The organism is Nitrospira sp. (genome assembly GCA_024760525.1).
GTDB lineage: Bacteria > Nitrospirota > Nitrospiria > Nitrospirales > Nitrospiraceae > Nitrospira_D.
This window is the reverse complement of the sequence record CP060499.1, coordinates 180,396-191,760: the sequence shown is the minus strand read 5'-3', so window position 1 is coordinate 191,760 and position 11,365 is coordinate 180,396. Positions and strand designations below refer to the sequence as shown.

Genomic DNA, 11,365 nt, shown 5'->3' with positions numbered 1-11,365 from the left:
GGCCGTTAAGCAGGTGTTTGCGATTGCGCGGCGTTTGGTTAGGAGGCAAAGGTGCCGGACGGGGAAGCTGCCAAAACTCGTGCATGCGACTTGTAGAAGCTGAACAACCATGCGGTGGCAGCCGTCATGAGCAGAATGAGGCTGATTCCTCCTAAGCTGGCGGCAGGACCGATCGTATCGGCAGCCCATCCAAATCCAGCCATTCCGGCCATTGATGACGCCATGCCTCCCGTTGCGAAGCTTGTGAAGACTCGACCGAGGAGATGTGAGGGTGTCAATTCTTGAAGCATCGTCCAAACCAACGGTGTAAACATGGCGGTACTGCCACCTATCACCGCGATCAGGGCTCCGGCAACGACAGGGGCTTCAAGAAAACCAAGCGCAGCCACGGCAAGGCCGCCGACCGCCAACGCGCCGGACATGAATCGCAGACGCCATGGTACGTCGCCCTGCGTGATCGATGTGAGACCGAGGGACGCGAGCAACATCCCGACGCCGAGCGCCGACCACAGCCATCCAAGTTGGATCGGACCCACTCCCAGCACGTCCTTCGCAAAGACTGGCAGTAAGAAAATGAACGCACTGATGCCGACGCTGTAGAGAGTCGCCGTCAACATGAGGAGCGTGACGGTCTTCTGTTCGACGAACACGAAGCGGAAACCCGCCAGCAGATCGCTCGTGATACCTTCGGTCAATCCTTTGCTTGCCGTACGCAGGTGGTCGAGCGTTTCGTGCATGCGGACGGGGAACAAGCACAGTGCAGAGATGAAGAACGTCGCGGCGTCGGCATAGAGCACATTTTGCGCTCCCATGAGCGCGATCCCGAGACCGCTGACGGCAGGCCCTACAAGAAGCCCGACGTTGGTCGTCGTTTGCATGAGCGCGTTGGCGGCGATAAGCCGATCCTTGGGCACAATGAGGGGTACTGCAGAGGTCAAGGCCGGCCCAAAGACGGTGGAAAAGATTGCGGTTGCAAATACAAGGACGTAGAGCCGATCGAGAGTCAAGGCGTCCATTGCATAGAGCACAGGGATCAGGAGCACCATCAGGGTTCGAAGAAGATCGACCCAGATCATAACCGGCTTCTTTCGGACGCGATCCAGATAGACACCGATCAACGGCCCAAACAGCAACGGGGGCAAGGTTTGAAGGAGTCCCACCACCACCATCTTGAGGGCGGATCCGGTCATCTCGTACACAAACCACAGCAGCGCCACCTTGTTGAGACTGTCGCCGATCTGCGAGATCGTCTGGCCCGCGAACAAAAAGCCGAAGTCTCTGGTTTTGACTAATTCCCAGCCTCGAGCACGGCTCGGAGTGGAGGAAGTCGCCGGCGCCTCAACTGCTACGTCAGACATGTCACCCTCGCCCAAGAATTTGATGCTGTTCTGTCTTGAAACTTCCATTATTCAGCTGCCCGGACGCGAAGGCGTGCGCAGTTTGAACATTTCCGTCTTCGAGAAGGCGCTCATACAGGGCCACATAGTCACGCGCCATCCGATCCGCCGCAAATCGTTCGTCAAATGCCGCCCGGCACTGCCCCCGGTCAATGAGGGCAACCTGACCGACCGCATCCACCATCTCCGACACGGTCTCACAAATAAAGCCGGTGACCCCATGATTGATGATTTCCGGGATCGACCCACGCCGATAAGCTAGCACCGGGGTTCCGCAGGCGAGGGCTTCGATCAATACCAACCCAAAGGGCTCCGGCCAATCGTAGGGACACACCAGCGCCATGGCATTGCCGATGAACTCATCCTTCTCTGCATCGGAAATCTCCCCGATAAACTCGATCAAGGGATGATTGAGCAACGGTTCAATTTCAGCTTCGAAGTAGTTCTGGTCGGCGGGATCTACTTTTGCCGCGATGCGCAGTGGAAGGCCCGCGCGTTTAGCGATTTCGATCGCCTGGTCCGGACGTTTCTCCGGAGAGATCCGCCCCAGAAACGCCAAATATCCTTGGGCTTGTGGATGAAACGTGTACAGGTTTCGTGGGAGGCCATGATGAACGGTCCCGGCCCAGTTCGCCCAGGGAAGCGGACGGCGCTGAGCATCGGATATGGACACCAAAGGCATTTCAGAAAACTCACGGAAGACCGGGACCAACTCGGGAAGGTCCAGGCGACCATGCAACGTCGTCACGACCGGAACGGTATTTCTCCGGGCTAACGGGAATCCGATGAAATCAAGATGTGAATGGATAATGTCGAAGTCGACGGTCGCTCCAAGGGCCCGCTCCTGCAGCATCATCAACGGAGCGTCTCGGTTGAAGATACCGGTATTCAAGCGGAGCGCTTGCGGGCAAATCGCTTCGAGGCGTGCGGCGGTTTCTGAGTCACCGCTGGCAAACAGTGTGACGTCATGACCCATGGCAACCAACTCTTCCGTGATGTACGACACGATCCGTTCGGTTCCCCCATAGAGCTTAGGCGGGACACTTTCCCAAAGCGGGGCGACTTGTGCGATTCTCATGATATTCCTTTCTCCTCGTGATCGACTGCTTCCTTGAGTCGTCAGCTTGTTGGTACTTATAGGAGCTGTTCTTTGATAGTGCCCACTCTAGAATCGGCTGGAGGTCGAAATTGTGGTCTTTCCGTCGATTCCATTAGCCGTTCGTGGAACTTCTCACTCGTCAACTCATAACTTCCATCGTCATGCTACTGATCGGACCGTCTCCGACTCAACGGACAAAATCTCCCCAACAAACCGGAATATGTCCATTCGAGCGCGCTTGACTTGTCGATTGGATATACGATACACGACCACTCCCGTCTTTCCAGCGCATCAAGTTCGATGCGCTGATGCAGGTGCACATCCCTTCGCGGAGCCTACAACTACTGGGTGATCCGCGCAGCCTTTACGATTTTTTCCCCTCTGATCTGCTCCAAGAATCGATCGGGCGGGACTGCCGGTGGAACGATCCGTACTTCCTGCCAACCTTCGTTCACTGCTCCTTTATGGCCCTTCATTTCATTCAACCATTGGTCAATGCTTTCCTGACTGGTTCCCTCACTGAAGGTGACCCAGAAGAGAAACGGTTGCGATTGACCATTCTGTACCGCCTGTTGGGCCGGTTGCATCACCTCAGCTTGCCGAGCCAATAGCTTGTCCGGATTCACATCGGAGCCTTTCGAAGCACCGAGGCCAGCCGCAAGCAACTTGTTTTTCAGGTCTTGATTGTACTGTTCCAGCCCGGCGACTTCCTTGGATAGCCGGTCATTGTCGACGGTGAGGGTTCGAATGGCTGCTTCGATCTGTCCATGTCTCATTTGTGCCTTGTTCGAGGGCTGGTGCACCACGCGCTCGACTTCCCGGCTTGTTGCCTGCTGCCTTTCCAATTCCTGTCTGACGGTCAGCACGCTGGACTCGACGGAGTCCTGCGTCGACGAGAGTTTGACCATGGCTTGCTGCAGTTGCGCCATGCCTTTCTGGTGAGAGCCAAGGGCTTCTCCGACTTTTGCTTGCATTCGCGCAAGCTCATCCAATTGCTGTTCGAGTTTTGCCACTTGAGCAAGTGACGCAGGTGGCGAGACCTCTTCTTGGGCGACCGGCATTGAGACTTGCTCTGGAGTCATCCACCCTGTCATTCGGTCTGTGACTAATCCGCCGATGAGGATCACGAGTACCACTTGTGCGAAGGCGAGATTGCGCATACCCGGCGCGACGGTGGCATTCGAACGACGGACCGCCAACGTATCGACAACAGCAGCGAAGCCCTTCCAGGCCTGACTCCAGAAACTTGGCGCGGGAACAAACACTGCGCTGAGTGATCCCCCTTGGGCCGTATTATGAACACACAGTTCGACGACATCGGAAGACAGCCGAACACGATCCGTTCTGAACCCATATTCAGGGGCGGCAAGTCCGCCTAGGAGCGATCCTTCCTCGGTCCGAAGCTGGACTGTCTCGATACGTTCAAGACTCTGCACGTGCAGCGTCGCACCGATGTTCGCACCCTCAAGCACCCCGACACGCCGCTCGTTGACATATACTTGGATTGGATCCGATGTGTCGCGGGTAGAGCGGCTGGGGCGACTGTTCAGCGACTCAAGGAGTTGTGATCGATAGACTTCTACATCCTCTTCGTGACTCATAGAGCCTCCTTACGGCCGAACTTGCAATTCCAGACGTGGCTTTTCTCCGCTCAACGATCCATTGACCCCAAGTCCCCAGGCCGCTTGCATGCAATCCAGACAAAGCGCGAGATGCCAAATCCGGTAATCACACCCATACCCTTGAGTGAACATCTCTCCCCATTGAGACCGTGAGAGGCAGGGGTAATGATCCGGCTCACTTTTTCGGTAATGTGCCTGGGCAACCCGGATGAGCCGTTCAGCCTCACTGTTGAATCGTTGACGATGGCGCTGCTGCTGGGTACTCAACTCAGTTAACTCTGTCTTGGTCAGACCCACCTCATTCATCGTACGCTGCCAGCCGCTCTCACGCCAGCGCCGGAAGTTCTTATAGATACGTTGGCTTTCCAACCCATTCAGTCCGGTGACCGCAATCACTTCCCCTGCACCCCACCCGTAACAGTGGCGATACAACGCGATAAGGGCGTCACGGCTGATGACCGCCCGCGCGACAAGCCCGTCGAGAAACCGGCCGAGCGGCCTCAGTAAATCCGGGTGATAACAAAACGGTTCCGGTTTGCTGTGCTGCTTGGCCACCAATGAGTCGAACAGGAACAACGGCCGGCATGGAACTTCGCTGCGTCCACAGACAAGAAAACGTTCAAGGTATTCCGAACCCCAACGCAACGCGAATTTTTCGTGCTCGATGTCGTCATTCCACTGGCCGGTTTCCCGTAGGAACCGCTTCGTATAACTCGTCGCTCGATCCAACAAACTCGGTAACGCTTGTGAAACGACCTGATCGAACTCATCCGACGTCGATACCACCTCTTCCAGGCGGCTCACCGTTGCCGTACGATCAGCCATCGCTTGGCCCTTACTGAGCGTATTATGCATTCTTGTCTCGCCTATTGTGCCTCGACCGACATCGGGAGAACACTGGACAAATATTCTGTCTCACTCGATAGTTTTGTCCGTTGTTCTGAACGCCGAAGTCTTGGTAGATTAAGTATTGTTTGCCGACTTTCAGATAAACATCTCGCCTTAACAGTAATCCATTATTTCGGCTTTATTCAATCCCCTTCGTTTGCCGATGGATGGCTGGTGTCTGACTTGGAACCGGTATTACTCATATCCCACCCCCTCATCCTACATCCTGAATTCCTGCACCATCCGGGCCACTCACCGTGGAGATTCATAAACCCATGTTTGTCAGTGAATCCGTGTCAGTCTGACCAGGCGGCCTCTGAAGAACCGTTTTCACTTCCCTACAGTCTGCTTGGAAGAGACTAGGTAGATCGGAAGGGTTGAACTCGGGAAAGCACCTGCTCATCCTCATCTAACCAGTTGATAGGGGCTATTTCACTCGCTGTTTCCACCACTTAACTGCTTCCATCGCGACCAAGGTGAGCAGCCCCATGGAGACCATCAGTTCCCAAGATTCGAGGGGTACCGGAGCGATTTTGAAAATCGGCGCGGCAGCCGGAATGGTGAGGATGGCCAGTTGAGCGCCTAGCGATACGAAGAACGCGAGCACGAGGGAATGGTTGGTGGCCAGCCCAAGCCGAAAAAGCGACCAGCGATCACTCCGGCAATTGAAGGCGTGCACCAGTTGCGTAACGACCATCACGGTGAACGTCACGGTGCGGGCCTGATCAATCGGCTGTTCCCAGACAAATAAACTGTATGCAAATACGCTCACTGCGATGACCGCCAACATCACCCCTTCTGCCCCAATTGCCAACAGTCGTCCCCGATCAAGCAGCTTCGTCTCCGGCCTTCGGGGTGGCTGACTCATGAGATCCGGAGCTTTCGGATCAGCCGCAAGCGCCAAGGCTGGGAACCCGTCGGTCACAAGATTCATCCAGAGGATCTGAATGGGCAGAAGCGGAAGCGGTAAGCCGACGAGTGCGGCAAACAACATCACGAGCACTTCGCTGACGTTGCACGACAAGAGGAAGTGGACCGTTTTTCTGATGTTGTCGAAGACGCCGCGGCCTTCCTCCACCGCGGCCGCAATCGACGCGAAATTGTCATCCGTGATGACCATATCGGCCGCTTCTTTTGTCACATCCGTCCCAGCCAGCCCCATGGCCACGCCGATATCCGCGGCTTTAACCGCCGGCGCGTCGTTCACGCCGTCTCCCGTCATCGCAACGATTGCCCCGCGACGTTTCCAGGCCTCGACGATGCGCAGCTTGTGTTCAGCTGAGACACGGGCATACACGCTCACGCGCTCGACGCGTTGCGCCAGTTGTTCGTCGGTCAAGCCATCGAGCTCGAGCCCGGACAATGCCACCGTCTCATCGCGATGCAGGCCCAACTCACGAGCGATCGCGACGGCTGTGTCCTTGTGATCTCCTGTGATCATGGCAGTTCGGATACCGGCCTCCCGGCAAAGGCGCACCGCCTCCGTCGCTTCGGGTCGCAAGGGATCCTTCATCGCGAAGAGACCGAGAAAGACCAGATCGCGCTCGACCTCCTCCGCCCCCCCCGCCGCTCGGTCAAGAGGACGATGGGCGACACCCAATACGCGGAGGGCTTGCCGCGCCAGCGACGAGTTGGTATCAGCGATCAGCCGGCGATGCCCTTCATCCAATTGTTCGGTGCGGCCATCCAGCGTCAGGCGACCGGAACAACGCTTCAGCAAGACATCCGGCGCTCCTTTGCTGTAGGCCATGCTGCCCTGCTCAGTCCGGCGGATGATCGTCATCATCTTGCGATCGGCATCGAACGGCACTTCTCGTTCCAGCGGCGCCCGGCGTTCCAGTTCATCTTTCGTGAGGCCGGCCTTCGCCGCTGCCACCAGCAGCGCCCCTTCGGTCGGATCGCCGACGACCTGCCAGATTCCGTTCTCTTGTCGCAATGCCGCACCGTTGCAGAGGACTGCCGCAGTGAGCAGCTGACTCATGCCTGCTGGAAGGAATGATGGTGGATGACTGCGGTGTACGGGACGGATCTCCCCGGACGGCTCATATCCCTCTCCGGTCACGTCGAAGCGGGAATTGTCCACAATCAGGCACGCGACCGTCATCTCGTTCTTCGTCAAGGTGCCGGTCTTGTCGGTGCAGATGACCGTGGCGGAACCCAGCGTTTCAACGGCGGGGAGTTTCCGAATCAGGGCATGTCGCCTGGCCATCCGGGTCACACCCAAAGCCAATGTGATGGTGACCACGGCGGGAAGGCCTTCTGGTACGGCCGCCACAGCGAGACTCACCGATATGAGAAACATCTCCACCAGCGGCTCACCCCGGAGAGACCCTAGAGCAAATACCACTGTAATCACGCCGATCGCGAGCCACAAAAGTGTATGGCCAAATTGTTCCAACCGGCGCTGCAGCGGAGTCTCGGCACGTTCCGCCTCCGCCGCCTTCTGAATCATGGCGGCGATCCGACCCAGTTCCGTACCGAGACCTGTCGCCACCACCAACCCATGGGCCTTACCGGATACGGCCACGGTTCCCATAAACACCATGTTGCTTTGATCGGCCAGTGGCACCGCGACGGCATCGAGCCGATCCGCTTGTTTTTGCACGGGCGTTGATTCACCGGTGAGTGAGGCTTCTTGAGCTCGAAGATTCGCCGTATGGAATAGACGCGCATCCGCCGGAATGCGATCACCCGCCTCGAGGGTGATGAGGTCCCCTTTCACCAGATCTCGTGCCGGGATGGATTGGAGCGCGCCGTCGCGGATGACGCGGGCCATTGCGATAGACATTTTGCGCAGGGCCGCCAACGATCGTTCGGCTCGGAACTCCTGCACGAATCCGAGCAAACCATTGAGAAAGACGATGGCCAGAATTGCCGCCGCATCGATCCAGTCTTCCAGCAAACCGGACACGACCGCGGCTCCTATCAGCACCCAGACGATAAGACTGGTGAATTGCGAGACAAAGAGTTTCAGCAAGGAGGGAGGAGGAGCTTCAGGTAGTTCGTTGGGTCCTTCTTGCGTTCGTCGGTGGGCCTCTTCCACGCTGAGGCCGACCTTGCAATCCGTGCGGAGCGCTGCGGCCACAGCCATCGCTTCCAATTGGTGCCACGGCGTCTTCGACACCGTTTCCTTTAACGCGGGGGTTCCGCTCTCCATGAGAAGACAAGCTCTTTTACCGACCGTTCATAGCAGAGTACATGCCTCGGCAACCCTCGACGAGGATGCCGACGTCGGCAGGAAGACTCGTGGCGTTTTGCCACGATATCTGATCGAGAGAGGTGGCCAAATGGGACAGGTGGCGTGAGAAAAGGCGAATGTATGCGTTTCTGATCCGCTTGGCACTATCCATTGGGCACCATGCTGAAACCTGGCTTGGTCGAGCGACGGCAGAAGAAAGCCGGTGTCAAAGGAAGAGGAGCGACACAGAAAATGAGGAACGGTGGGGCACGCGAGCCCAGGCAAGTACGCTCACCATTGATCTCGGAAAAAGAGGAAATATCCGACTGCGACCGCAATCGCTTGAAGCAAGATCAACCAGCGCATGAGACCCCATTGTGTCCCTGCCCGGTTCTCCACGAATCTCATTTTATCTTGGAGAGAAGGTTGCGAGAGGATAAAGGCCGCGACGATCTCTCTGGCGTCCTCCCGACTGATATTTCTCTCAAGCTGAACTTCTTCGATCGCTTTGCCGCGGTTGCCTTCCAACAGCGCTTCCAGTGCCTTATGGGGAAGATTGTGTTCCACTCGTGATTCCTCCGTCATCGTGCGATGGAGTGTACCAGAAACGGTCTGTTCGCGTCTTCCTGGATTTGACGTTGGCTCGGCTGGACGGGCATGTACGGCATACGGCATTTCCGGATCATGGAGCGCTTGGTATGACTTATGTATGGCAAACAGCCTCTCAGCTAACATGAGCTTTTATGCGGATACTGCGCACGGCGGTTCTCTACTTTCTTTTGGTGTTTGGGGCGGGATTCGTGCTGGGAATTGGGCGTGTCCTCCTTCTCGTTCCGCTGCTGGGAGAGAGAGCTGCAGAACTCTGTGAAATGCCACTGATGCTCACTGTCATCGTGGTCGCGGCCCGGCGGATAGTCCATCGGAGGTTGGATGAGCGTCGCCTGTCCTCAGCCCTCGCTGTTGGGGTTCTTGCCATGGGGCTCGTGTTGATCGGCGACTTGGTCGTGGGAATATTGTTTCGAGGGATGGCGGCACCGGAAGTCTTCTTCGACCGCGATCCTGTCTCAGGCGCCGCTTACTACGCGAGTCTCCTGCTTTTTGCCGTCATGCCCGCCATCCTCGTTCGTCGACGGCACACCTAACTCTCGAAGATGCAACGAATCAGAACAACGGGTGATGAGGGGCCGAGGCAAAAGGAGCGGCGGCCGGCACTTCGCCGGCATTACCAAGAAACCGCCAGTTGCCATCTTCTTTCACCAGATAGTGGACTTCGCGAAACCAGCTATCGAGTGTCACTCGATTCCCCGTACGTTCGTCGGTCCCGTACAACCCTCCTGTGCAGGTAACCTCTGCGCGAAGCGTATTATTCACCTGCGAGACCTTGATATCGGAAAACAGATGGAGCGATTCCACGGCCCTATAATGCTGGAATACCTCCCCCCACACCCGTCGCACGTCGTTTTCTTTCAAGCCATGGTAGTCATAGGTCGGAGCATAAAATTTCATGAGGGCGTCTACATCCTCTTTCTGCAGCGCGGCTTCGGCACGTTCGAACGCTGCGAGCAGCCCGTTCACCACTGGATGGCGCGACAGACTGCGTGGCTCAGTGATCTTCGTTCCTTCCACCAGCAGCGCGGTCTCCGGCAGGAGTTGGACCTTCGCCAGCACGGCAACGGGCTCGAAGGATCGACACAACACGAGCCCCAACACAAGGAACAGAGCCAACGTCCTCCCCCGATTCATTGCGCACTCCACGTCACCATGCCAACCTGGTTTGGGATGCTTCATTTTTTACGTTGTGGCTATGACGGCTTCAGCATGAGATACGCAACTCCGGCAGCAAGCACCAGAAACCCGACCAGCCAACGGACAAATCTCTGCCGCGCCGTTGCGAGTATCCGGTCCATCTTTTTCTTGAGCGCCGGTTCAGCAGCGATGTAGGCATCCACCAAATCCTTCGCCTCTTTCAGACCGATATTCCGTTGCTGACGAACAACTTTGATCGCCTCGATCACATTGCCATGCCACAGCGCTTCAACCGCCGTTTTGGGAAGATCCGGAGAACGCCGTGATGTGTTCGTCATGTCAGCGTCGGAACCGTGCGCCGAGATACGCGGGAGGCTCCTCATCCTGCTAAGTCTTGCCGAGAAACCTCGGCCGATCACGGACAGAGACCATTTTTACCAAGTCCCGCACGGAGAGCACGCCGATGATTTTTCCATTCTCCGTCACGGGCAAGTGGCGCACCCCCTGTTCGGCCATCACTTGACTGGCATCGCGTATCGTACGATTGACATCGATGCTGAACAGAGGAGAGCTCATCACGACACCGACATGAGTGCCGCGTGCATGCCGGTTGGTGGCCAGCCCTTTGCGGACCAGATCACGCTCGGTCACAATGCCGACGATTTCGCCGGCTTCGATCGTCAGCAAGGATCCAATCCGTTTCTCGGTCATCAACTGAGCGGCTTCCAGCAGAGACGCATCACTGGGGATCGTCGCGAGAGTCACCGCCATGAGGACACTCAGCGGGCGGTACACGTTGTTCAGTTCACAAACGGGGCCGCTCTCCGCATCCACAAACGATCGCACGAGGTCTCGCACCGAAATGATCCCGACAATCTCATCAGCTTCCACGACACAGAGATGGCGCACATGATTGGCTTCCATCAAATGGCTGGCATCCAACATGGAGCGGTCCCCGGCAATCGTCAAAATCGGGCTGACCATCACCTGATCTACCGTCGTGATCGTGGGGTCCAATCCCTTCGCAAGCACCTTCCGCACGAGATCCGTCTCCGTTGTAATCCCGTACGGTCCTCGCTTGGGATCATCTGATTCCACCAACACACAGCCGATCCGTCTGACACCCATCCGCTCGGCCGCGGCCGTTACCGTCGTATCTCGGGGAACTACCTCCAGGTAGCGATGCATAAAATCTTGAACGGCTCCCCCTCGATGTTCCATCGCAGCTCCTTACAGATTGATCGTTCAACGAATGGCCCGGGACCATTTTCCTCCGACATCCATGGCGACCACTATACCTGATATCTGAGCGGCCGCGCACATGGACGATAGTGCGATGAAGATACCGGAAACGAATTCCCAGGGTCCCTCCTAGCTCGGTCAGCATACACTCTCGCCTCTCCATCCTTCACTTCACGCCGATAAGGAGGACTCC

10 protein-coding genes are annotated in these 11,365 nt (G+C 56.9%); 1 reads left to right on the top strand and 9 read right to left on the bottom strand.

From position 1 onward, the window contains the following. Positions 1-38: 38 nt before the first annotated feature. The 6 genes from H8K04_00850 to H8K04_00825 form a co-directional block, all read right to left on the bottom strand. Positions 39-1,358, bottom strand: coding sequence for an MFS transporter (locus H8K04_00850; GenBank protein UVT16150.1), 1,320 nt, complete (start codon positions 1,356-1,358; stop codon positions 39-41). Position 1,359: 1 nt separating this feature from the next. Further along, a complete protein-coding gene (locus H8K04_00845; protein UVT16149.1) occupies positions 1,360-2,475 on the bottom strand; it encodes a glycosyltransferase family 4 protein in 1,116 nt (371 codons plus the stop codon). Between the two features lie 362 nt (positions 2,476-2,837). Beyond that, the gene (locus tag H8K04_00840; protein ID UVT16148.1) at positions 2,838-4,097 is read right to left on the bottom strand and encodes a hypothetical protein; all 1,260 of its coding nucleotides are present in this window, start codon (positions 4,095-4,097) and stop codon (positions 2,838-2,840) included. 9 nt (positions 4,098-4,106) lie between these two features. After that, positions 4,107-4,973, bottom strand: a complete 867-nt coding sequence (locus tag H8K04_00835; GenBank protein UVT16147.1) for a hypothetical protein — start codon at positions 4,971-4,973, stop codon at positions 4,107-4,109. Between the two features lie 460 nt (positions 4,974-5,433). Next, a complete protein-coding gene (locus tag H8K04_00830; protein ID UVT16146.1) occupies positions 5,434-8,163 on the bottom strand; it encodes a cation-translocating P-type ATPase in 2,730 nt (909 codons plus the stop codon). A gap of 312 nt (positions 8,164-8,475) precedes the next feature. Continuing rightward, positions 8,476-8,919: a hypothetical protein gene (locus H8K04_00825; protein UVT16145.1), complete on the bottom strand. Its 444-nt coding sequence runs from the start codon at positions 8,917-8,919 to the stop codon at positions 8,476-8,478. 8 nt (positions 8,920-8,927) lie between these two features. Here H8K04_00825 and H8K04_00820 point away from each other — a divergent pair, with 8 nt between their 5' ends. Beyond that, positions 8,928-9,326, top strand: coding sequence for a hypothetical protein (locus H8K04_00820; GenBank protein ID UVT16144.1), 399 nt, complete (start codon positions 8,928-8,930; stop codon positions 9,324-9,326). A gap of 19 nt (positions 9,327-9,345) precedes the next feature. Here the strand turns inward: H8K04_00820 and H8K04_00815 are convergent, their stop codons facing one another. Genes H8K04_00815 through H8K04_00805 form a run of 3 tightly spaced genes read right to left on the bottom strand, consistent with a single transcriptional unit; the run spans position 9,346 to position 11,151 of the window. Beyond that, positions 9,346-9,927 (bottom strand): nuclear transport factor 2 family protein, encoded by a 582-nt coding sequence (locus H8K04_00815; GenBank protein ID UVT16143.1) that lies wholly within the window; start codon positions 9,925-9,927, stop codon positions 9,346-9,348. A 59-nt stretch (positions 9,928-9,986) separates the two neighbouring features. Continuing rightward, positions 9,987-10,268, bottom strand: coding sequence for a ribosomal protein L7/L12 (locus tag H8K04_00810; GenBank protein UVT16142.1), 282 nt, complete (start codon positions 10,266-10,268; stop codon positions 9,987-9,989). 49 nt (positions 10,269-10,317) lie between these two features. Further along, the gene (locus tag H8K04_00805) at positions 10,318-11,151 is read right to left on the bottom strand and encodes a CBS domain-containing protein (protein UVT16141.1); all 834 of its coding nucleotides are present in this window, start codon (positions 11,149-11,151) and stop codon (positions 10,318-10,320) included. Between the last annotated feature and the right edge of the window lie 214 nt (positions 11,152-11,365).

Coding starts and splice junctions, on each gene's coding strand:
- H8K04_00850 (UVT16150.1), bottom strand. CDS start 1,358: ATGTCTGACGTAGCAGTTGAGGCGCCGGCGACTTCCTCCACTCCGAGC.
- H8K04_00815 (UVT16143.1), bottom strand. CDS start 9,927: ATGAATCGGGGGAGGACGTTGGCTCTGTTCCTTGTGTTGGGGCTCGTG.
- H8K04_00835 (UVT16147.1), bottom strand. CDS start 4,973: ATGCATAATACGCTCAGTAAGGGCCAAGCGATGGCTGATCGTACGGCA.
- H8K04_00805 (UVT16141.1), bottom strand. CDS start 11,151: ATGGAACATCGAGGGGGAGCCGTTCAAGATTTTATGCATCGCTACCTG.
- H8K04_00825 (UVT16145.1), bottom strand. CDS start 8,919: ATGTTAGCTGAGAGGCTGTTTGCCATACATAAGTCATACCAAGCGCTC.
- H8K04_00810 (UVT16142.1), bottom strand. CDS start 10,268: ATGACGAACACATCACGGCGTTCTCCGGATCTTCCCAAAACGGCGGTT.
- H8K04_00820 (UVT16144.1), top strand. CDS start 8,928: ATGCGGATACTGCGCACGGCGGTTCTCTACTTTCTTTTGGTGTTTGGG.
- H8K04_00830 (UVT16146.1), bottom strand. CDS start 8,163: ATGGAGAGCGGAACCCCCGCGTTAAAGGAAACGGTGTCGAAGACGCCG.
- H8K04_00845 (UVT16149.1), bottom strand. CDS start 2,475: ATGAGAATCGCACAAGTCGCCCCGCTTTGGGAAAGTGTCCCGCCTAAG.
- H8K04_00840 (UVT16148.1), bottom strand. CDS start 4,097: ATGAGTCACGAAGAGGATGTAGAAGTCTATCGATCACAACTCCTTGAG.